17 protein-coding genes are annotated in these 21,517 nt (G+C 71.8%); 3 read left to right on the top strand and 14 right to left on the bottom strand.

Annotated features, from left to right (window positions below):
• Positions 1 to 162: 162 nt before the first annotated feature.
• The 3 genes from HC031_RS31290 to HC031_RS31300 are packed head-to-tail and all read right to left on the bottom strand — an operon-like array spanning position 163 to position 2,941.
• Entirely contained in the window at positions 163 to 789 is a 627-nt protein-coding gene (locus tag HC031_RS31290) for an LUD domain-containing protein (protein WP_167929070.1), read from the bottom strand.
• A complete protein-coding gene (locus HC031_RS31295) occupies positions 786 to 2,243 on the bottom strand; it encodes a LutB/LldF family L-lactate oxidation iron-sulfur protein (protein WP_167929071.1) in 1,458 nt (485 codons plus the stop codon). The genes HC031_RS31290 and HC031_RS31295 overlap by 4 nt, the downstream gene beginning before the upstream one ends.
• Positions 2,240 to 2,941: a heterodisulfide reductase-related iron-sulfur binding cluster gene (locus HC031_RS31300; protein WP_167929072.1), complete on the bottom strand. Its 702-nt coding sequence runs from the start codon at positions 2,939 to 2,941 to the stop codon at positions 2,240 to 2,242. Before HC031_RS31300 ends, HC031_RS31295 begins: the two co-directional genes overlap by 4 nt.
• A 161-nt stretch (positions 2,942 to 3,102) precedes the next feature.
• On the opposite strand from HC031_RS31300, the gene HC031_RS34665 reads away from it, so the two are divergent.
• The 3 genes from HC031_RS34665 (at position 3,103) to HC031_RS31315 (ending at position 8,587) form a co-directional block, all read left to right on the top strand.
• Positions 3,103 to 4,584, top strand: a complete 1,482-nt coding sequence (locus tag HC031_RS34665) for a diguanylate cyclase domain-containing protein (protein ID WP_167929073.1) — start codon at positions 3,103 to 3,105, stop codon at positions 4,582 to 4,584.
• A gap of 170 nt (positions 4,585 to 4,754) precedes the next feature.
• Positions 4,755 to 6,488, top strand: a complete 1,734-nt coding sequence (locus tag HC031_RS31310; protein ID WP_167929074.1) for an ABC transporter transmembrane domain-containing protein — start codon at positions 4,755 to 4,757, stop codon at positions 6,486 to 6,488.
• 179 nt (positions 6,489 to 6,667) lie between these two features.
• Positions 6,668 to 8,587, top strand: a complete 1,920-nt coding sequence (locus HC031_RS31315; protein ID WP_420813716.1) for an ABC transporter ATP-binding protein — start codon at positions 6,668 to 6,670, stop codon at positions 8,585 to 8,587.
• Positions 8,588 to 8,663: 76 nt separating this feature from the next.
• Here HC031_RS31315 and HC031_RS31320 read toward each other — a convergent pair whose 3' ends face one another.
• The 11 genes from HC031_RS31320 to recD2 form a co-directional block, all read right to left on the bottom strand.
• The gene (locus HC031_RS31320) at positions 8,664 to 9,158 is read right to left on the bottom strand and encodes a DUF892 family protein (protein WP_167929076.1); all 495 of its coding nucleotides are present in this window, start codon (positions 9,156 to 9,158) and stop codon (positions 8,664 to 8,666) included.
• 108 nt (positions 9,159 to 9,266) lie between these two features.
• Positions 9,267 to 10,019 (bottom strand): DUF1684 domain-containing protein, encoded by a 753-nt coding sequence (locus HC031_RS31325; protein ID WP_338090926.1) that lies wholly within the window; start codon positions 10,017 to 10,019, stop codon positions 9,267 to 9,269.
• Positions 10,016 to 10,819: an ATP-binding cassette domain-containing protein gene (locus tag HC031_RS31330; RefSeq protein ID WP_240943270.1), complete on the bottom strand. Its 804-nt coding sequence runs from the start codon at positions 10,817 to 10,819 to the stop codon at positions 10,016 to 10,018. Before HC031_RS31330 ends, HC031_RS31325 begins: the two co-directional genes overlap by 4 nt.
• On the bottom strand, positions 10,816 to 11,622 hold the full coding sequence (locus tag HC031_RS31335) for an ATP-binding cassette domain-containing protein (RefSeq protein ID WP_167929077.1): 807 nt from the start codon (positions 11,620 to 11,622) through the stop codon (positions 10,816 to 10,818). The genes HC031_RS31330 and HC031_RS31335 overlap by 4 nt, the downstream gene beginning before the upstream one ends.
• Entirely contained in the window at positions 11,619 to 12,515 is an 897-nt protein-coding gene (locus HC031_RS31340; protein WP_167929078.1) for an ABC transporter permease, read from the bottom strand. The genes HC031_RS31335 and HC031_RS31340 overlap by 4 nt, the downstream gene beginning before the upstream one ends.
• Entirely contained in the window at positions 12,512 to 13,462 is a 951-nt protein-coding gene (locus HC031_RS31345) for an ABC transporter permease subunit (RefSeq protein WP_167929079.1), read from the bottom strand. The genes HC031_RS31340 and HC031_RS31345 overlap by 4 nt, the downstream gene beginning before the upstream one ends.
• A 10-nt stretch (positions 13,463 to 13,472) precedes the next feature.
• Positions 13,473 to 14,966 carry an ABC transporter substrate-binding protein gene (locus tag HC031_RS31350; RefSeq protein WP_338090927.1) on the bottom strand — a complete coding sequence of 498 codons (1,494 nt, stop codon included), beginning with the start codon at positions 14,964 to 14,966 and terminating at the stop codon, positions 13,473 to 13,475.
• Between the two features lie 384 nt (positions 14,967 to 15,350).
• Positions 15,351 to 15,992 carry a response regulator gene (locus HC031_RS31355; RefSeq protein ID WP_167929081.1) on the bottom strand — a complete coding sequence of 214 codons (642 nt, stop codon included), beginning with the start codon at positions 15,990 to 15,992 and terminating at the stop codon, positions 15,351 to 15,353.
• A complete protein-coding gene (locus tag HC031_RS31360) occupies positions 15,989 to 18,079 on the bottom strand; it encodes a sensor histidine kinase (protein WP_167929082.1) in 2,091 nt (696 codons plus the stop codon). Before HC031_RS31360 ends, HC031_RS31355 begins: the two co-directional genes overlap by 4 nt.
• Before the next feature lie 60 nt (positions 18,080 to 18,139).
• On the bottom strand, positions 18,140 to 18,718 hold the full coding sequence (locus HC031_RS31365) for a hypothetical protein (protein ID WP_167929083.1): 579 nt from the start codon (positions 18,716 to 18,718) through the stop codon (positions 18,140 to 18,142).
• A 127-nt stretch (positions 18,719 to 18,845) separates the two neighbouring features.
• On the bottom strand, positions 18,846 to 21,053 hold the full coding sequence (gene recD2 / locus HC031_RS31370) for an SF1B family DNA helicase RecD2 (protein WP_338090928.1): 2,208 nt from the start codon (positions 21,051 to 21,053) through the stop codon (positions 18,846 to 18,848).
• Positions 21,054 to 21,517: the final 464 nt, after the last annotated feature.

Consider the following 21,517-nt stretch of genomic DNA (forward strand, 5'->3'; position numbering starts at 1 on the left):
CGGCCGGTATCCAGAACGTTCAACTCGTTGCACCGGTACACGGTAAATGTTCGTAATGTCCATATCGACGTGCCACGCGGTCACCGCACGGCCGTCATCGTGCGGCACATCGCCCCCGGGGCCTGCCGTGCAGCCGTCGTAGCGCCGCCGCGACGGTGACCGTCACGCCGGCTCGACGACGATCACGTGTAGCCGGCGCGGACCGTGCACACCCTCGACCCGCCTGAGCTCGATGTCACTGGTCGCCGAGGGGCCGGAGATGAACGTCAGCGGCCGGGTCGGCGTCAGCCGTCGCAATCCCGCCGGCACGCCACCGACCACCTGGTCGGCGGCCACGACGCAGACGTGGCGGTCGGGCACCAGCGTGAGGGCGCGCCGGCCCTGCGCCGCGCCCCCGTCGAGCACGAGCGTTCCGGTCTCCGCGATCGCGACCGCGCACCCGGTCAGCACCGCGTCGACACCGTCGAGGTCGACCACCGTGAGCGGCTGCGGGCCGTCCTTCACCACCGTCCCCGGGTACGCCGACAGCCAGTCGGCCGGTACGTCGGTCGGCACGGCCAGGCGCCTGACCTCGACGAGGGCCAGGCCGATCGACGCGGCGAGCTCCGGCGGCCGGCAGCGGGTCACCTCGGTCCGGTAGTCCGCGAGCCGGTCGACCAGCGTCTCCAGCAGTGTCGCGGTGCCGGCGTCGTCGTTGTCGACCCGGTAGTCGCGTGGCACCGGCGGCGCCTGCGGCGCCGGGCCGAGCGCTGTGCGCAGCCGGGTCAGAATCTCGTCTCTGGCGGTCACCGGGTCCTCCGCCACCAGTCGCGGAACGACTCGCCGACCGGCAGCGGCGCGTCGCGGTACGCCGTCCAGCCCGACAGGGGAGGGGGCAGCCGGCGTACCGTCCGCCGGCGGAGCGCAGCGGCCAGCGGGGCGCTGCCCCGACGGGCGGCCCGCAGCGCGCGGGCGTAGCGCCGCCGGTCGCCCATCACCCAGCTCAGCGCCTGCATCGCTGTACGCTCCGGCGACGGCCGGTCGCGGTGGGCGTCCACGACGGACTGCCGCAGGTGTACCAGTACCTCGGGGATGTTGATGCGTACCGGGCAGACGTCGTAGCAGGCGCCGCAGAGCGACGAGGCCCACGGCAGGGTGCTCGCCGACGGGCTCGCGGTCACCCCGGTCAGCTGCGGCGACAGGATCGCCCCGATCGGACCCGGATAGACCGACTCGTACGCGTGCCCGCCGACCCGCTCGTACACCGGGCAGACGTTGAGGCAGGCCGAGCACCGGATGCAGTGCAGCGCCTGCCGGCCCACCTCGTCGGCCAGCACGGCCGAGCGGCCGTTGTCGACCAGCACGATGTGGACGTTCTGCGGGCCGTCACCGGGCGTGACACCCGTCCACATCGACGTGTACGGGTTCATCCGCTCACCGGTCGACGAGCGCGGCAGCAGCTGCAGGAAGACCTCGAGATCGCCGAAGGTGGGTACCAGCTTCTCCACGCCCACCACCGAGATCAGCGTCTGCGGCAGGGTCAGGCACATCCGCCCGTTGCCCTCGGACTCGACCACGACGAGCGTGCCGGTGTCGGCGACGGCGAAGTTGGCCCCCGAGATCGCCACCGTCGACGACAGGAACTTCCGGCGCAGGTGGAGGCGGGCCGCTTCGGCCAGGGCCCGCGGGTCGTCGGTCAGCCCGGCCGGCGCGTCGCCCATCCGCCCGGCGAAGATCTCCCGGATCTGGTGGCGGTTGTAGTGGATCGCCGGCACCAGGATGTGCGACGGCTCGTCGTCGGCGAGCTGCACGATCAGCTCGGCGAGGTCGGTCTCGGTGGCGTGGATGCCGGCGCGCTCCAGCGCCTCGTTCAGCTCGATCTCCTGGGTGGCCATCGACTTCACCTTGACGACCTCGTCGGCGCCGGTCTGGCGTACCAGCCGGGTGACGACGTCGCAGGCCTCCGTGGCGTCGCGGGCCCAGTGCACGGTCGCGCCGGCTCTGGTGGCGGCGTCCTCGAACTGGACGAGCAGCTCGGGCAGGCGCGCCAGCACATCCGCCTTGATCGCGCTGCCGGCCAGGCGCAGCTGTTCCCAGTCGGGCAGCTCCGCGACGACGCGGGCGCGCTTGTCGCGGATCGTGTGGGTGGCCCGGCGCAGGTTCACGCGCAGTTGCGCGTCGGCGAGCTGGCGGCGGGCGGCGTCGGGGAAGGGGAGCGGGCCGGCGAGCCGTCCCCTGCCGGTGGGGACGGACGATGTACTCACGACGCACCCCCGAGGATCTCGGCGTAGTGCATGACGCGGATCGGCGAGCCGCGGCGCGACAGCCCGCCGCCGATGTGGGCCAGGCACGAGTTGTCCGCCGCCGCGATGACGTCGGCGTCGGTCTGCTCGATCGCCGTACATTTGTCGTCCAGCATCGCGCCGGACACACCGGCGTTCTTCATCGCGAACGTGCCGCCGAAGCCGCAGCACTCCTCGGCGCCTGCCAGTCCGACCAGCTCCAGGTCGGCGACGGCGCGCAGCAACCGCAGCGGCTTGTCGCCCAGGCGTAGCACGCGCAGGCCGTGACAGGTCGGGTGGTACGTGACGACGTGCGGAAAGGCCGCGCCGACGTCGGTGACCCCGAGCACGTCGACGAGGAGTTCGGACAGCTCGTACGTGCGCGACGCGACCCCGGCGGCGGCCGGCACGAACCGGGGGTAGGACTCGCGCACCATCGCCACGCAGGAGCCGCTCGGGGCGACGACGGCGTCGTAGCGGTCGAACGTCTCGACGAAGCCGCGCACGAGCGGCAGCGCCTCCGCGCGGTAACCCGAGTTGGCGTGCATCTGCCCGCAGCAGGTCTGGCTGTCGGGGAATTCGACCTTGTGGCCGAGCCGTTCGAGGATCCGCACGACCGCCTTGCCCGTCTCCGGGTAGAGCAGGTCGTTGACGCAGGTGATGAAGAGGGCGATCCGCACCTGGAACCTCCTTCGCCCCGGTCAGCCGGCGCGGCGCGTGCACCCTCCCGATCGTAGGGATCCGGCCGCCGCCCGGCCCGGCAGGACTCGCGGCGCGACCGCGCCACAGGATCGATGGTGATCCTCCTCAACCGGCGGCCCGACGTGCCGATCTGCCCGCTGTGACTGCACGACGTGCATATCTCTTCCTCGCCGCCGGCGCCGTGGCGGGGGTGGCGGTCGCGCTGACGGCGATGTACGACTGGGGCTCCCTGGTCTACGACGCCGGGTACCTGCCGTTGACCGCCGTGGCGTGGTACGCCGCCGTGCGCGGACCGCGTACCGGCAGCCGGCGACCGTGGGTCCTGCTCGCGGTCGCGCAGACCTGCTGGCTGCTCGGCGACCTGTCCGGCGACGTCGGGTACTACCTCTTCCACAGCGACCCGGACACCGGCGTGTTCGACGTGTTCTGGATGTCGGCCTACCCGGCGCTGCTGGCCGGACTGGTCCTGATGGCGCGATGGCGCGCGCCGGGGCAGCTGCGCGCCGCCGTCCTCGACGGGCTCACCCTCACCACGGCCGCGGCGCTCGCCTGCTGGCAGCTGCTGATCGTGCCGCAACTGCACGGCAAGGCGCACACCGTCGCCGTCGTGGTGAACGCGATCTACCCGCTGCTCGACGTCTTCCTGCTCGCCGGCGTCCTGCTGCTGGTGTTCTCGCCGGGTCCGCGCCGGGCGCCGACCCACCTGCTGATCACGTCCGTCGTGCTCATCCTCGTCTCCGATCTCGGGTACAGCCTGAACCCGTACCTGATCCCGGACTCGATCGGCTACCGGGTCACCGGGCTGATGATGTTCGGCAACGCGATGATGGTCACCGTCGCGCTGCACCCGGGCCGCGACGAGCTGACCACACCCGCCCGGCGCCAGAGTCGGCTGCACCCGGCCCGGGTGCTGTTCCTCGGCGTCGGCCTGCTGACCGCGCCGGCGATGGCGCTGCTGCCCGCCGGTGTACCGGCGGGGGAGCGGGTACTGCTGCTCGTCGCGACGGTGATGATCAGCGGTTTCACGCTCGCCCGGTTCACCAACGCGGTCCGGGAGCAGGAGCGCACCCACGAGCAGCTCGCCTACCACGCCGCGCACGACCCGCTCACCGGCCTGGTCAACCGGCGCACCCTCACCGACCGGCTCGCCCAGCTACTGGCCGAGCCCGGCGGCGAGGCGGTGCTGCTGTACGTCGATCTCGACGGCTTCAAGGAGGTCAACGACGAGGCGGGCCACGAGGCGGGCGACCTCGTCCTCCTCGAGGTCGCGCGGCGGCTGACCGCCACGGTGCGCGACACCGACGTCGTGGCCCGGCTGGGCGGCGACGAGTTCGCGGTCCTCTGCCCGGGGCCGGTCGCCGAGGCGGCCGCCGTCGACCTCGCCGACCGGATCCTGCGGACGCTGGCGGCTCCGGTGCCCGACCGGTCGCGCGAGTACCACGTGGGCGCCAGCATCGGCATCGCCGCGGGCTCGGCCGCCAGCCTGACCGCCCGCGACGACATCCCACCGGCCCAGCGCCTGCTGAGCGCCGCCGACCATGCCATGTACGACGCGAAGCGCCGCGGTCGGGGTGGCTGGGTCGTCGCCGGGGAAGCGGCGGAACGCGCGCCGGCAGCGTGAGTCGGACCACGTCCGGTGGACGGCGGGAAAACCGCGGTGAGTCCGTTGCGCCGACGTTCTAGGATCTGACGGCAACCCGCTCACGGCTGAGCCGCTCCCTACCGCGTGAACCGTCACGGTACCGCGGGTCTGGCTCGGCCGCCGTGCTTCCTCCCCGGGGGTCATTCATCGTGTTGGCTCGTCTGCTGCGCACCTACCTGCGGCCGTACCGGCGACCACTCGCGGCCGTCGTGCTGCTGCAGCTCGTCGGCACCATGGCCTCGCTCTACCTGCCCAGCCTCAACGCCGACATCATCGACAAGGGCATCGCGCAGGGCGACACCGGTTACATCCTGCGGACCGGCGGCTGGATGCTGCTCGTCAGCGCCGTGCAGATCGCCTGTTCGATCACGGCGGTCTACTTCGGCGCCCGCACCGCGATGGGGTTCGGCCGTGACGTCCGCGCGGCCGTCTTCCGGCGCATCGGCGAGTTCTCGACCCGTGAGGTCGCGCAGTTCGGCGCGCCCTCGCTGATCACGCGCAACACCAACGACGTGCAGCAGGTGCAGATGTTGGTGGTGCTGACCTGCACCATGCTGGTCGCGGCGCCGATCATGTGCGTCGGCGGCGTGATCATGGCGCTGCGCGAGGATCTCGGCCTGTCCTGGCTGATGCTGGTCAGCGTGCCGGTGCTGGTCGTGGCCATCGGTCTGATCATCCGGCGGATGGTGCCGCAGTTCCGGTTGATGCAGACCCGCATCGACGCCGTCAACCGGGTGCTGCGCGAGCAGATCGCCGGCATCCGCGTCGTGCGGGCCTTCGTCCGCGAACCGTACGAGGTGGAGCGCTTCGGCGCCGCCAACGCCGACCTGACCGCGACCGCACTGCGGGCCGGCCGGCTGATGGCCCTCATCTTCCCGGTCGTGATGCTGGTCCTCAACTCCTCCAGCGTGGCTGTGCTGTGGTTCGGCGCCTCCCGGGTCGACGCCGGGCAGATCCAGATCGGCGCGTTGACCGCCTTCCTCAACTACCTGATGCAGATCCTGATGTCGGTCATGATGGCGACCTTCATGCTCATGATGGTCCCGCGTGCGGCGGTGTGCGCCGAGCGGATCGTCGAGGTGCTCGACACCGAGCCGTCGGTCGCCCCGCCCCGCCACCCGGTGACCGAGCTACCGGACAGAGGTGTCCTGGAGCTGCGCGGCGTGCAGTTCCAGTACCCGGGCGCCGCCGCGCCGGTGCTGCGGGACATCTCGTTCCGCGCCGGGGCCGGGCGCACCACGGCGATCATCGGCAGCACCGGCGCCGGCAAGACGACCCTGCTGTCGCTGGTGCCGCGGCTGTTCGACGTGACCGGAGGCAGCGTGCTCGTCGACGGTGTCGATGTGCGGGAGCTGGACCCGGACCTGCTGTGGAGCCGGATCGGGATCGTGCCGCAGAAGCCGTACCTGTTCTCCGGGACGGTGGCCAGCAACCTGCGTTACGGCAACCCCGACGCCACCGACGAGGAGCTGTGGGACTGCCTCGAGATCGCGCAGGCCCGGGAGTTCGTCGAGGCCATGCCGGGCGGGCTCGACGCGCCGATCGCGCAGGGCGGGACCAACGTCTCCGGTGGCCAGCGCCAGCGGCTGGCCATCGCCCGCGCCCTGGTGCGACAGCCGGAGATCTACCTGTTCGACGACTCGTTCTCGGCGCTGGACCTGGCCACCGACGCCCGGCTGCGGGCGGCGCTGCGGCCGGTCACCGCCGACGCCGCCGTCGTGATCGTCGCCCAGCGCGTCTCCACCATCCTCGACGCCGACCAGATCATCGTGCTCGACGCCGGCGGCGTCGTGGGCACCGGCCGGCACGCGGATCTGCTCGACACCTGTCCGACGTACGCGGAGATCGTCGAATCCCAGCTGACCGCGGAGGTACCGGCATGAGTGGCACAGGCGCGGGCACGGCACCTCGGCCGCTGCCGGGCGGCGGTCGGCCCGCGGGGCCCGGCGGCGGACCCGCTGGGGCCGGTGGTGGACCCGCCGGGCCCGGCGGTGGACCCGCCCGCCTCCCGGCCGCCGGCCAGCGGGCGCGCGGCGGTGGACCGCCGTGGATGGGCGCGGGGATGCCGACCGAGAAGGCGATGAACTTCGGCCCCTCGGCCCGGCGGTTGATCGGGCGGCTCCGGCCGCAGCGCCGGCAACTGCTCGCGGTCATCGCGCTCGCCGTCGTCAGCGTCACCTTCAGCGTCGTCGGGCCGAAGATCCTCGGCCGCGCCACGGACATCATCTTCGCCGGGGTCATCGGCAAGCGCATGCCTGCCGGCTCGACCCTGCAGCAGGCCGTCGACGCCGCCCGGGCGCACGGGAACCCGCACCTGGCCGACCTGCTCGCGCACCTGAAGGTGGTGCCGGGCGTGGGCATCGACTTCACCCACCTCGGGCAGGTGCTGCTGCTCGCCATGGGCCTGTACCTGGCCGCCAGCCTGCTCGGCTGGCTGCAGGGGTACCTGCTCAACGGCGTCGTCCAGCGCACCATCCTGAAGCTGCGCGCCGACGTCGAGGACAAGCTCAACCGGCTGCCGTTGCCCTACTTCGACCGGCAGCCGCGCGGTGAGCTGCTCAGCCGGGTCACCAACGACATCGACAACATCGCCCAGAGCCTGCAGCAGACGCTCAGCCAACTGCTGACATCGCTGCTGACCGTCGTCGGCGTGCTCGTCATGATGATGGTGATCTCGCCCCTGCTGGCCGTGATCGCGCTGCTGGCGATACCACTGTCCATGGTGGTCACCAAGCGGATCGCGAAGCGTTCGCAGAAGCAGTTCATCGCGCAGTGGACGCACACCGGCGCGCTGAACGGCCAGATCGAGGAGGCGTTCACCGGCCACGAGCTGGTCAAGGTGTTCGGTCGCCGCCGCGACGTCGAGGAGGCTTTCGCCGCCAAGAACGACGAGCTGTTCGAGGCCAGCTTCGGCGCCCAGTTCGTCTCGGGCATCATCATGCCGGCGATGATGTTCATCGGGAACCTCAGCTACGTGGCGATCGCCGTGGTCGGCGGCCTGCGCGTGGCGTCGGGGGCGATGAGCCTGGGCGACGTGCAGGCGTTCATCCAGTACTCGCGCCAGTTCACCCAGCCGCTGACCCAGGTCGCGTCGATGGCGAACCTGCTGCAGTCCGGGGTCGCCTCCGCGGAGCGGGTGTTCGACCTGCTCGACGCGCCGGAGCAGACGCCCGACCCGGCGACGCCGGCCCGGATCGCCGACGCGCACGGCCGGGTCGAGTTCGAGCACGTCTCGTTCCGGTACTCGCCCGACAAGCCGCTGATCGAGGACCTGTCGCTGGTGGCCGAGCCGGGCCACACCGTCGCGATCGTCGGGCCGACCGGCGCCGGCAAGACCACCCTGGTCAACCTGATCATGCGGTTCTACGAGCTGGACGCCGGGCGGATCACCCTCGACGGCGTCGACATCACCGACCTGCGCCGCGACGACCTGCGCGGCCGGATCGGCATGGTCCTGCAGGACACCTGGCTGTTCGGCGGGACGATCAGGGACAACATCGCGTACGGCGATCCGACCGCGAGCTCCGACGAGATCCTCGCCGCGGCGAAGGCGGCCTTCGTCGACCGGTTCGTGCGCAGCCTGCCCGACGGGTACGACACCGTCATCGACGCCGAAGGTGGCAACGTCAGCGCCGGCGAGAAGCAGCTCATCACCATCGCGCGGGCGTTCCTGTCCAACCCGTCGCTGCTGATCCTGGACGAGGCCACCAGTTCGGTGGACACCCGTACCGAGGTGCTGGTGCAGCGGGCCATGGCCGCGCTGCGCTCCGACCGGACCAGCTTCGTGATCGCCCACCGGCTGTCGACGATCCGCGACGCCGACCTGATCCTGGTCATGGAGAGCGGCCGGATCGTCGAGCAGGGCACGCACGACGAACTGCTCGCGGCCGGCGGCGCCTATCACCGCCTCTACCACGCGCAGTTCGCGCAGCCGGTGGCCGACGCCGACCCGGTCGCGAGCGCGTTGGGCCGGGGTATGTAGCGCGGCCCTACAGAGGTTCGTCGTCCTCGCGGCTTCGGTCTGCGGCGGTCGTCACGGTGTCGCCGCCCGGGCGGCCCTAGGCGGTCGCCATGACCCGCTCGCTGAGCTCGTAGCTGATCCGCTCCAGCCGGCCGATGCTGTCCGCTTTCATGACCAGGTTGCGCCGCAGGAGTTGGGCGCATCGGGCCTGTCCCATGGCCAACGCCTTGTCGACGAGCCCCCGGTAGGCTGCCACCCCGACGTGCGACATCTTCAGCAGGCTGCCCACCGCGTAGATCTCGCGCGTATCGGGGGCGGGCTGCTGGCTCATGAACTGCTTGAACTCCGCGCGGGCGCCGTCGACGGTCAGGCCGGAGACCTCACCCGCCCGGGCGCCCAGAGCCGCGAAGCACGCCTCCAGGTTCTCGATCCGCCGGTGGCCTTCCTGCTGCTCGGTACGGGCGATCTGCTGCAGCCCGCTGTCGCGGAGCTGGCCGGCGATCTCATCCCGCCACGCCGTGGCCTTCTTCTCCGCGTCCAGCGCGCCGGACAGCTCGTAACGGAACAGTTCAGTCGGGCTGTCGAGTGCCATGCGTTCCTCCCGATCACGTCGTAGTGCCGGTGGATCGCGGATCGACTACCCGACTTTCCGAGATCTTGGACAGCTAGCGGGGTCATAGCCCCGCTGAGTGTCCAAGATCTAGCAGACCACCTTCTCGCCGGCGCGTACCGCGAACGGCAGCACGTTCCCCGGCGGCGGAAGCGGGCAGATGAAGGCGTCCGAGAACGCGCAGGGCGGCAGGGTGGTCCGGTTGAAGTCCAGCGTCACCGGCCCCGCCGTCGGCGGCAGCGGCACGAACAGGAAGCGGGCCGCGCCGTAGCTTTCCCGCCCACTGGTGGCGTCGCGGAAGGTGATGTGCGCTTCGCCCTCGTGGCCGGTGTAGAGCGCCACGAGGTCGGCCTGCCGGCCGTCCACGGTGAACGTGAACGTGCCGACCACCGGATAGTCCACCAGCCGGTCGGAGTGGCTGTGCGCGGTGCGCAGCGTACGCCCGCCCTCGGCCGGGGTGAACTCGGCGCTCACCACCCACGCGGGGTCGGGCGCGAACGCGTCGATGCCGGCGAACCGGGCCACCGCCGGCGCGTGCGGATCGTACGTGCGCACGGCCAGGTCGTCGCCGCGTCGGATGATCTTCAGCTCGACATCGCCCACCATGAGCCGCTGGTCGGCCCGCAGGAGGCCCTCGGCGGTCGGCGCTCCGTCGACGAGCAGTCCGTCCGCGCCGGAGACCCGCACCCCTGTCCCGTCGGCCCACCAGGTGCCGGGGAGCCCCTCGATCCCGGTACGACCGACCAGCCAGTGCGTGCCGGTCAGCGTGAGATCGCCGCCGGGCGCGGACACGGCCGCCTCCCGGCCGGCGTGCCAGTCCTGCCATTCATCTACAAAGGTCACTGTTCCTCCACGAGGTCGGTGGGCAGCTGCGGGATGGCCGCCAGCAGGGCCCGGGTGTACCCGTCGACGGGCCGGGTCAGCACATCCGCGGTCGCGCCGCGCTCGACGACCCGACCGTGGCGCATCACCAGCACCTCCGGGCAGAGCTGGCTGACGATGGCGAGGTCGTGCGAGACCAGGACCAGCGTGAGCCCGAGCCGGTCGACGAGGTCGCGGAGCAGGTCGATGATCTGCAGTCGGACCGAGACGTCGAGCGCGCTGACGGGTTCGTCGGCGAGCAGGACACGTGGGGCCGGGGCGAGCGCCCGCGCGATGGCGATCCGCTGGCGCTGACCGCCGGAGAACTCGTGCGGGTAGCGCCGCCCGTCCTCCGGGCGCAGCCCCACCGCGGTCAGCACCTCGGCGACCCGCGCGGAGCGGGCCGCGCGGTCGCCGCCGATGCGCAGGGAGCGCAGCGGCTCGGCGACGATCGACGCGACCGACATGCGGGGGTTGAGCGACGACCGGGGGTCCTGGAACACGACCTGGACCTGCCGGCGGAACTCCCGCGACCGGGCCCGGTCGAGGGGCTGACCGGCGAAACGGACCTCGCCCGAGGTCGGGCGGTCCACGCCGAGCAGCAGCCGGAGCAGGGTGGACTTCCCGGCACCCGACTCACCGACGATGCCGAGGCTCACCCCGGGCCGCACGGCGACGTCCACCCCGTCCAGCGCGCGGTGGCTGCGGCCGGCAAACTGCCGGGTGAGCTGGTGTCCGCTCAGGATCGGCTCGCGGCCTTCGGCCGGCATGGGCTCGCTCATCGGTCCTCCCCACCGCCGGCCGGACGGGCCAGCCGGGTCACCCGGGCGGCGCTCGTCACGAGCTGCCGGGCGTAGTCCGAGCGGGGCCGGCGCAGCACGTCGTCGACCGGGCCCGACTCGACCAGCCGGCCGTCGCGCATGACCAGGAGGTGGCGGGCCAGGCCGGCGACGACCGGCAGGTCGTGGCTGATGAACAGCAGCGCCACGCCGGTCTCCTCGATCAGCTCGTCGAGCAGCGCGAGGATCTGCGCCTGTACGGTCACGTCCAGCGCGGTCGTCGGCTCGTCGGCGATGAGCACCCGGGGCCGGCAGGCGAGTGCCATCGCGAGGGCTACGCGCTGCCGCTGGCCACCGGAGATCTCGTGCGGCAGCGCCCGTACCAGCCGCGCCGGGTCGGGCAGGTGGACCCGCTCGCACCACTCGATCGCGCGGCGCTCGGCGTCGCTGCGGTTGAGCCCCTGGTGCAGGCGCAGCGGGCCGGCGATCTGGCGGCCGACCGGCATCAGCGGGTCGAGGGCGGTCAGCGGCTCCTGGAAGACGATGCTGACCGTACGTCCGCGTACCCGCCGCCACTGCCGGTCGGGCGCGCCGAGGTAGTCCCGGCCGTCGATGACGATGCGGCCGCTCGCGCGCATGCCCGCTGGCAGCAGGCCCAGCAGGGCCAGGGCGGTCAGTGACTTGCCCGAGCCGGACTCGCCGATGAGCCCGACCCGGTCGCGGGTGTCCAGGGCGAAGCTGACGTCGCGGACCAGCGGCTCGCGATCGAGCGCGATGCTCAGTCCGGTGGTCTCCAGCACGGTCATCGGCCCGTCGCCCGCCTTCGTGTGCGTAGCTGCGGGTCGAGGACCTCCCGCAGGCCGTCGCCGAGCAGGTTGACCCCGATGACCGCGACGGCGACGGCGAGTCCGGGCAGCAGGACGTTCCACGGGGCGACGGCGACGGTCGACTGCGCCTCCTGGAGCATGCGGCCCCACGACGGCGCGGGCGGCGGGGTGCCGAGGCCGAGGTACGACAGTGACGCCTCGGCGATGACCGCGACGCCGAACGCGAGGGTGGCCTGCACCAGCAGGGTGTGCCAGATGTTGGGCAGGACGTGCCGGACCAGGATCATCAGCGGTCCGGTGCCGCAGGTACGCGCGGCGAGCACGTAGTCCTGGGTGAACACCCGGCTCGCCGAGATCCGGGTCAACCGGGCGACCTCGGCGGAGACGCCGATCCCGATCGCGCTGATCGCCACCGCGGTCGACGCGCCGTACACGGTGACCAGCAGCATCGCCAGCAGCAGGGTCGGGAAGGCGATCACGATGTCGATCACGCCGATGACGGCGTTCTCGACGAACCGGCCGGCGGCCGCCGCGAGCAGGCCCAGCGGTACGCCGATGACGAACGCCACGGCGACCGAGGACAGCCCGATCCACACCGCGGTGCGGGCGCCGAGCATCAGCTGGGTGAACTGGTCGCGGCCGAGGCGGTCGGTACCCGCCCAGTGCGGCGCGGACGGGCCGGCCAGCCGGGCCGCCGGATCGGTGTGGTCCAGCGGGTACGGCGTCCATACCAGCGACACCACGGCGAGGGCGACGATGACGAGCAGCAGCACCGACCCGACGATGAGCGACGGCGAGCGTGCGCCGCGCCGCCGGGCCGGGGCGTCGACCGTCTCGACCGCGTCGACCGTGTCGATCAGTGGCGTACTCATGCCTGACCTCGCAACCTGGGGTCGACCAGCCGCTGCACGACGTCGACGACGAGCCCGACCACCAGCACGGTGGCAGTCATGGCGAAGACCGTGCCCTGCACCACCGGAAGGTCGCGCGCCTTCACGCTGGTCAGCAGCAGCGAGCCCAGGCCGGGCAGGGCGAAGACGCTCTCGATGACGACGGTGCCCAGCAGCGAGCTGGCCAGCAGGATGCCCAGGATCTGGACCACGGTCGCGGCGCCGTTGCGTGGCCCGTGGCGCAGGAGCGCCCGCGGCAGGCTGTACCCGAGGGAGCGGGCGGTGCGCACGTACTCCTGGCTGAGCACGTCGAGCGTCGCCGAGCGTACGTAGCGCACCAGGACGGAGCCCTGCGCGATGGTCAACGTCGCCACCGGCAGCACCAGCGACTGCACGGCGGCCGCCGGATCCTGCCACCCGGTGCGCGGGAACCCGCCCGGCGGCAGTACCCGCCACCGCACCGCGACCAGCCAGACGACCACGATGCCGACCCAGAAGACGGGCAGGGCGATGCCGAGCTGCGCCAGGGTCGACACCGCGAGCCCGAGCGCGCCGTGGCGCCGTACCGCGGCGAACACGCCGATCGGCACGGCCACCAGAAGCGAGAGTACGAACGCGCTCAGCGCCAGCGGCACGGTAACCGGCAGCCGGCCGGCGATCTGGTCGAGTACCGGGGTCCTGGTGAACAGGCTGGCGCCGAGGTTGCCCGCCAGCAGGTCGCCGAACCAGTGGCCGTACTGCACGAGCAGGGGCCGGTCGGTGCCGAGCCGGTGGCGGACCGCAGCCAGCTGGTCCGGGGAGGACCCGACCGCCAGCAGGGTGACGGCCGGGTCCCCGGGCAGGACGCGGAGCAGGAAGAACACCGCGGATCCCGCGACGAACAGCGAACCGAGCAGCCAGGCGACCCGACGGACGAGGTAGCCGAGCACCGGTTACCGCCTAGCGCTTGGTGATCGGCGCGACATAGAAGCTGTCCGTGGTGAGGTTCTTCTGGTACCCGCTGACCGAGGTGCTCGCGACCTTGATCGCCGGGTCGAGGAACAGCCAGTCACTCGCCGCGTCCTCGGAGATCTGCCGGGCGACCTTCTTCAGCAGCGCGGTCTGCTGGTCGGGCGTCGGCGCGGTCTCGGAGTCCTTGACCCACTGCTGCACCTGCGGGTTGTCGTACTGCCAGTAGAACGTCGGGTCGCCGTACCAGACCAGGTCCCGCTGGTTGACGTGGTTCATGATCGTGGCCTGGAAGTTGTGGTTCTTGTAGACCTTGTCGGTCCACGTCGCGTCGTCGACCGGGTTGAGCGTGATGGTGATGCCGGCCTGGGCCAGCTGGCTCTTCAGCCCCTGCGCGATGATGTTGATCTCGTCAGAGGGCACGTAGTCGACGGTGAAGGACAGCCCGTTCGGGTGTCCGGCCTTGGCCAGCAGCTGCTTGGCGCTCGCCACGTTGTGGTCGTCGATGCTGGTGAGATCCTCGTACCAGGGGTCGGTGGGCGGCACCATCGAGCCGAGGATCCGGCCCCGGTTGGCCCACACCGCCTTCAGCAGCGCCTTGCGGTCGGTGGCCTGCCGGATGGCGTGCCGGACGTCGGGGTTGTTGAACGGGGCGACGGCGTCGTTGAAGTTGAACAGCTCCTTCGTCGTCGACGTGCCCTCGACGATGGAGAAGTCCGACCGGTTCTCGAACTGGGTGAGCGCGTCGGGCGAGGTCACCTGGGTCACCAGGTCGAGCTGGCCGGCGAGCAGGGCGTTGTTCTCGGCGGTGGCGTCCTTGAAGAAGCGGTACACGACCTGCTTGTTCTTGGCCTTGGTGCCCCAGTACTTGTCGTTGCGGGTCAGCGTGATCGAGTCGCCCTGCTTCCAGGAGGTCAGGGTGTACGGGCCGGTGCCGACCACCGTCGTCCCGGAGCCGCCGGCGTTGGGCTTCTCGACGGCCGCTCCGACGCTCGTCAGGTAGAACAGGAACGACTGCGACGGCGTCGACAGGGTGACCTTGACCGTGCTGTCGTCCGGCGCCTCGATCGTCTTCATGATCGAGAGGTTCTTCTTGCGGGCGCTGGTCGACTCGTCGGAGATCTCGCGCTTGAGGGCCGCCACCACGTCGCTGGCCTTGAGCGGGGTGCCGTCGGAGAAGGTCACACCGGACTGCAGGTGGAACGTGTAGCCGGTGCCGTCCTGCGACACGTCCCACGACTTGGCCAGCAGCGGCTCGACCTTGCCGTCGTCGGTCAGGACGGTCAGCCCCTCGACGACGTTGCGCAGCAGCACCTGCGCGTGGCCGGTGTTGCCACCCTTGACGATGTCGAGCGTCGTCGGCTCGTTCAGCGAGCCGACCGTGATCGTCGCGTTGGGGTCCGGTCCGCTGGCCGACGTGGTGGCCTTCGACGAACCACCGCAGGCGGCCAGCAGCGTGGCGACGGCGGCGGTGGTCGTCAGCACGCCTAACGGGCGGAGGCGGCGCGCGAGGGATCGACCGGTCGACGACCGGTGGTGAATGGTCATGTTCTGTGGGCTCCAGGCAGGTGAATCCACGTCCCGCACGGTCGCGGCGACGCGGTGGTGAAGGTTCGACGTGAAGGTGGATCAGGGGTTGCTGACGGCGGGTAGGCCGGCGCGGCGCGGAACGCTACGAAATCGCGGGCCTGTCGTGACCGGCGGTCAACAACAGCAGATACGGCGCGCGTCGACGACACGAACCGCGAGCGGGGTCCGGTCCAACGAAAGCGCCATGTTCACGCAGGTGAGATTACCTGATCATGTAGCCGTACCGGCTAGTTGATCTTAGTGGCGTTCGACACGTCGTCCGGCGGCGGGCACGATCGGTCAGAGCCCGGCCTCGCGCGCCTTGATGACAGCGTCGACCCGCCCGGTGACCCCCAGCTTCCGGAAGATGCTGGAAATGTAGTTGCGTACGGTCTTGTGGGACAGATGGACGCGTTCGGCGATCGACGCGTTCGTGTGGCCGGCGGCGAGCAACCGCAGGATCTCGGTTTCCCGTTCGGTGAGATCGGGGAACGGGCTGGGGCGGGCGCCGGTCGCATCGGTGGTGAGCCGCTGAAGGACGACACCGGCGACCTCGGGGCCGATGATGATCTCGCCGTTGGCGACCGCCCGGATCGCGCGTACCGCGTCCTCGCCGCCCGCACCCTTGACGAGATAGCCGCGCGCGCCCGCCCGCATCGCGGCCAGGACCGAGTCACGGTCGTCGAACATGGTCAGCACGAGCACGGCGACGCCCGGAGCGGCGGCCGAGATCCTGCTCGTCGCGCTGATCCCGTCCAGGCCCGGCATGGTGAGGTCCATGAGGACGACATCGGGTCGCGCGGTCACCGCGAGCTCGACCGCCTGCGTACCGGTGACGGCTTCGCCGACCAGCTCAAGGTCCGGCTGGCTCGCGACGAGGGTGCCCAGCCCGGCGCGGTAGATCGGATGGTCGTCGGCGATGAGCACGCGCAGCGGTTTCATGAGCTCTCCGGTAGCGGAAGGGTGGCGAGCAGGCGGGTGCCGGTGCCCGGTCGGCTTTCGAGGTCGAATGCGCCGCCCAGCTCCTCGGCACGCTCACGCATCGAGGTCAACCCGACTCCGGACCGGTGGTCCGGCGGGATGCCGCAGCCGTCGTCGCTCACCTCGACGCGCAGGGCGCCGTCGGCCACGCCCACGGTCACCATGCAGTGACCAGCGGCGGCGTGCCGGGCGGCGTTGGTGACGGCTTCGGTGGCGATGCGGTACGCCGCGATCTCGACCGCCGCCGGCAGTTCGGGGAGCGGCTCGGCGGCGACGGTGACCCGCGTCGCGGCGTCCCCGTAGCGGGCCGCGTGCTCGCGCAGCGCGGCCACCAGGCCGCGGTCGTCCAGCACCGGCGGGCGGAGGTCGTGCACGATGCGGCGGACATCGGTGACCGCCTGCTGGGCCTGGGTGCGCAGCTCGACCAGGAGCGCGTCGGCCCGGGCCACGTCCGTGGTCAGCAACGCCCGCACGGTGTCGGCGGTCAACGTCTGCACAGCCAGCAGCGGTCCCAGCCCGTCGTGCAGATCGCGCCGCAACCGCCGGCGCTCCTCCTCCCGGGCGGTCACCAGCCGCTCCCGGGCGGCCCGCAGGTCGGTGGTGAGCCGTACCGCGTGGGCGGCCACGCCCGCCTGGCGCGCGAAGTCGGCCAGCAGCCGGTGGTCCGCCCGACCGAGCGACTCCCCGGGCTGCCGTGCGGCGACGGACAGCTGTCCGATGTGCTCGGTGCCGAACATCAGGGGCAGCCGGGCCGCGATGGCGTGCGGCTGGCCCGACTCGGCCCGGATGGTGGTTCCCGTCGTGCCCGTGACCTCGACCCCCGCGTACGGCACCCGCAGCGCCTCCCGTACGGTGCCGACGATCGTGTCGAGCAGCTCCTGCGGGGAGACCGTGGCCTCGAGCCGGCGGCCGAGCTCGGTCAGCACCGCGTAGGGCTCGTCGCGGCGCCCGTAAAGCATCCGGTTGACGAGTCGCTGCACCTGCTCCCGTACGGGGTGGAAGGCCACCGCGACCAGGCCCGCCGCGATCAGTCCCACGCCGCTGCCGTGTACGTCGAGCTGCGCACCGAGGTACCCGACCACGACGACGTAGCCGGCGATGACCAGAGCGGTCATGGCTGACCACACCAGCGTCCGGTTCAGCCACAGGTCGAGGTCGTAGAGCCGGTGGCGCAGCACCGCGACCCCGATCGCGGCGGCCAGCGCCGGTCCGATCGCGGTCTCGAGGTACGCCAGCAGCACCGGGTCCCGGTAGCCGCCGACGGCGACACCGCCGACCTGGACACCGATCGCGCCGGCCGCCACCACCCCGGCGCCGAACATCAGCCAGCGGATCTGGTCGCGCCGCGGCCCGGGCGCGCGCCGGTACCGGCTCACGAGCGACGCGACCGCGCCGACCGTCGCGGCCATCAGCATCAGGGTGCCGACGCCGCTCAACGCATCGGCGGGGCCGGCCAGCGCGGAGACGGCATAGGGGTTCGCGACCTCCGGCAGATCGGGGTTGGCCGCCGGCGACAGCGCGTTGCCCGCCATCGTCAGGCCAGCCGCCGCCGCGCCCAGCCACACCACGGGCCGCCAGCGCCGCGACGGCAGGTGCCCGTCGGGGAACAGCAGCGGTACCCCGACCAGCAGCAGGCCGTACCCGACCACCCAGGTCCAGTCGGCCAGCCACGCCAGGGGCCGGCCGGCCGGAAGCCCGCCCGGGTGGGTGACGAGCGCGTACCGGGCGTACTGGGCGGCGAAGCCGGGCACGGCGGTCGTCACCGCCACCGCGCAGAACAGCCAGCCGACGCGCACGCCGGGCCGGCGGGCCGCCACCAGGACGCCGACCACCCCGAACGACACGGCGCCGGCGGTGGTCGCCACGAAGAACTCGCCCAGCGCGGCACGCAGGCCGACCTCGTTGAGCACCGCCAGCGCCACGCCGCCGCCGGTGAGAGCTGCCACGGCGACGACCATGCAGCAGAGCGCGGCACGCGCCCCGCGGGTCGCCGGTCCGTCGCCGGACGCGGCGCGCGGTGCCGTCGCGGGCACTGCTTGTACGGCCATGCTGCCTCCCCGGCGAGTGACGTCGTCATTATCGGAGACGGCCCCGCCGGCCGGTCTCGGTCAGACGGTGGTCTCAGCGCTGGCCGGCAAGGTGACGGCGACCGCCGCGCACACCGCCGCGAGGATCAGCGCCGCACCCCGGAAGCCGGGCGTGCCGCCCTCGGCGACCGGCCCACCGAAGATCCACCCGAACGTGACGGCCGGCAGTATCCACCGGGGCAGGCTCTTCGCCCGCACCCAGGCGATGGCCATCATCACCAGGCCGACCAGGGAAGCGAGCATCGCGAGCGGGTACACCGGACCGCCCGAGGTGGCGTCCGCGGTCACCAGCGTCAGCACGCCCACGGGTACGAAGGCGACGAGCCCGACGGCCGCCACGATGAAGCCCGCCCGGCCCAGCCGCCCGTCCCGGCCCGCCTGGGCCGCGTGCAGCGCGGCGAGCACCGCCAGCGCGGCGAGGACGAACGGCAGGAGCAGCGCGGTGAACACGTAGTCGGCGGTCGAGCCCAGGTGTTCGGTGCCCCCGTGCGGGTGGGCCACGACGTCGAAGATGGCCGTACCGGCGGCCACTACCGCCATCGTGAGCAGGGCGGCCTTCGCGTGGGCGAGCGTGCGGGGCGCTGCGGCGACAGCAACCATGATCAGTAACCTCCCGTACCGGCCGGCGGCCCGGTGCCGCCGGCATGGCAGGGACGCTATGGATCGGGCCGACCCGCCGGCAGCTGTCCGCAGTCACCAGGTTGCCGGGACACAATGTCCCGACGGCTCACCGTTCGGCCAGCCGGTGGGTGAGGGCGGTGTGCCGGCGGCCGGCGCCGACGGTGCGCACCGCGGCCGCGAGCGCCCGGCGGGAGCCGACCAGCACGACCAGTTTCTTGGCGCGGGTGACCGCCGTGTACAGCAGGTTGCGTTGCAGCATCATCCAGGCGCTCGTGGTCAACGGGATCACGACGGCCGGGTACTCGGAGCCCTGCGACCGGTGGATCGTCATGGCGTACGCGTGCGCGAGCTCGTCGAGCTCGTCGAAGTCGTAGTCGATGCTCTCGTCCTCGTCGGTGCGTACGGTCAGGGTCTGGTCCTCGGTGGACAGCGCGGTGACCACGCCCAGCGTGCCGTTGAACACCCCGGCCGTGCCCTTGTCGTAGTTGTTTCTGATCTGGGTCACCTTGTCGCCGATCCGGAACACCCGGCCGCCGACCCGGCGCTCCGGCAGGCCCTCGCGGCCCGGCGTGAGCTGCTGCTGGAGCAGGGTGTTCAGCGCGCCGGCGCCGGCCGGGCCGCGGTGCATGGGCGTCAGCACCTGGATGTCGCGGCGCGGATCGAGGCCGAACTTCGCGGGGACGCGCCGGTAGGCGACCTCCACGGTCAGCGGCGCGGTCGCCTCGCTGTCGTCGCAGGGGAACAGGAAGAAGTCGGCCAGGCCGGTGGTGATCGGCGGCTTGCCGGCGTTGATGCGGTGCGCGTTCGTCACGACGCCGGACTGCGCGGCCTGCCGGAAGATCCGGGTCAGCCGCACCCGGGGGATGGCGTCGGCGGTGAGCAGGTCGCGCAGGACCTCCCCGGCGCCGACCGAGGGCAGCTGGTCGACGTCGCCCACCAGCAGCACGTGCGCGCCCGGCGGCACGGCCTTGACCAGCTTGTTGGCCAGGATCAGGTCGAGCATGGAGGCTTCGTCGACGACGAGCAGGTCGACGTCGAGGGGATTGTCGCGGTCGAACGACGGGTCGCCGCCGGGCCGCAGCTGGAGGAGCCGGTGCACGGTGGCGGCCGGATGGCCGGTCAGCTCGGCCAGCCGCTTGGCGGCCCGCCCGGTCGGGGCCACCAGGGTGATCTTCGCTCTCTTGGCGGCGGCGAGGGTCACGATGGAGCGGACGGTGAAGCTCTTGCCGCAGCCGGGCCCGCCGGTGAGCACGGCCACCTTGCTGGTGAGCGCCAGCCGTACGGCCTCCTCCTGCTCGGGCGCGAGGTCGGCTCCGGTCTGGCGGTGCAGCCAGCCGAGCGCCTTGCCCCAGTCGACGTCGCCGAAGTGGGGCATCCGGTCGGCCCGGTGGTGCAGCAGCCGCAGCAGGGAGCCGGCGAGCGACGTCTCGGCGCGGTGGAAGGGAACGAGGTAGACCGCCGGCACCGGACCGTCCGGCCCCGGCAGCGTTTCCCGGACGACGCCCTCGGCGGCGGCCAGCTCGTCGAGGCAGGTCGTGATCAGGTCGGCCGGCACGGCGAGGATCTTCATGGCGTCGGCGACCAGTTGCGGCTGCGGCAGGTAGCAGTGGCCCGAGTCGGTCGCCTCCGACAAGGTGTACTGCAGGCCGGCCTTCACCCGGTCCGGGCTGTCATGGGGGATGCCGACGGCCTGGGCGATCGTGTCGGCGGTCTTGAACCCGATGCCCCAGACGTCGGCCGCCAGCCGGTACGGCTCGTTGCGCACCACCGAGATGGAGGCGTCGCCGTACTGCTTGAAGATGCGCACCGCCAACGAGGTGGACACCCCGACCCCCTGGAGGAAGACCATCACCTCCTTGATGGACTTCTGCTCGGCCCAGGCCGCGGTGATCTTCGCGGTGCGTTTGGGCCCCAGACCGGGCACCTCGATCAGCCGGGCCGGCTCCTCTTCGATGACGCGCAGCGTGTCCAGGCCGAAGTGGCCGACGATGCGTTCGGCGAACACCGGGCCGATGCCCTTCACCAGACCGGAGCCGAGATAGCGCTGGATGCCCTGGATCGTGGCGGGCAGCACGGTCGTGTAGGACTCGACCTCGAACTGCCGGCCGAACTTCGGGTGGCTCGACCAGCGGCCCACCAGCCGCAGACTCTCACCCGGCTGCGCCCCCAGCAGCGCGCCGACGACCGTGAGCAGGTCACTGCTGCGGTCGGTGGCCACCCGCGCGACGGTGTAGCCCGTCTCCTCGTTGACGTAGGTCAACCGTTCCAGGACCGCGTCCAGCGTGGTCGTGTAGGGGCGGGCGGTGGTCGTCACGCCCTCATCCTGCCTGGCGACACCGACAAGTTCCGCCAAGGGGCCGGCGGCCGGAGGCCGCGGCGCGCCTCGTGGGTGCCGGCGGCGTCGTCGACCCCGTCGGCCGTCGGTAGCGCCGATCCGCGCGATTCGACCGGACATGCACTGATGGCCACGCATCGAGCCGAGTCATTAACGAATGTCGGGGAATACGGTGACTGGATCATGGCTCGCCCGGTATAAAGGAATTTAGGGTCGCCATATCGTGTGGAGGCTGAGGGGCTGTCCCAGAAGCGTGCCTCCTAAACGTTACTCACGTCATCACTTAGGGCCACTCATTTCATCGCGCCTTGGTGACATCACGCACTGTGCTCGCGCAATGACAAACGTCATTCTCGTTTGTGTGCCTGGTGATTTACGCGAGTGGATGTCGATAGGTGCGGCGCGACCGCCGTGCCGGGCGTTCGGCCCGGCGGCACCCACGA

Source organism: Planosporangium thailandense (genome assembly GCF_011947195.1).
In the GTDB taxonomy this organism is placed as follows: domain Bacteria; phylum Actinomycetota; class Actinomycetes; order Mycobacteriales; family Micromonosporaceae; genus Planosporangium; species Planosporangium thailandense.

Bases quoted from the DNA above. Each gene is read 5' to 3' on its own strand.
- HC031_RS31315 (WP_420813716.1), top strand. From the start codon at position 6,668: ATGCCGACCGAGAAGGCGATGAACTTCGGCCCCTCGGCCCGGCGGTTG.
- HC031_RS31320 (WP_167929076.1), bottom strand. From the start codon at position 9,158: ATGGCACTCGACAGCCCGACTGAACTGTTCCGTTACGAGCTGTCCGGC.
- HC031_RS31330 (WP_240943270.1), bottom strand. From the start codon at position 10,819: ATGAGCGAGCCCATGCCGGCCGAAGGCCGCGAGCCGATCCTGAGCGGA.
- HC031_RS31335 (WP_167929077.1), bottom strand. From the start codon at position 11,622: ATGACCGTGCTGGAGACCACCGGACTGAGCATCGCGCTCGATCGCGAG.
- HC031_RS31340 (WP_167929078.1), bottom strand. From the start codon at position 12,515: ATGAGTACGCCACTGATCGACACGGTCGACGCGGTCGAGACGGTCGAC.
- HC031_RS31355 (WP_167929081.1), bottom strand. From the start codon at position 15,992: ATGAAACCGCTGCGCGTGCTCATCGCCGACGACCATCCGATCTACCGC.
- HC031_RS31360 (WP_167929082.1), bottom strand. From the start codon at position 18,079: ATGGCCGTACAAGCAGTGCCCGCGACGGCACCGCGCGCCGCGTCCGGC.
- HC031_RS31365 (WP_167929083.1), bottom strand. From the start codon at position 18,718: ATGGTTGCTGTCGCCGCAGCGCCCCGCACGCTCGCCCACGCGAAGGCC.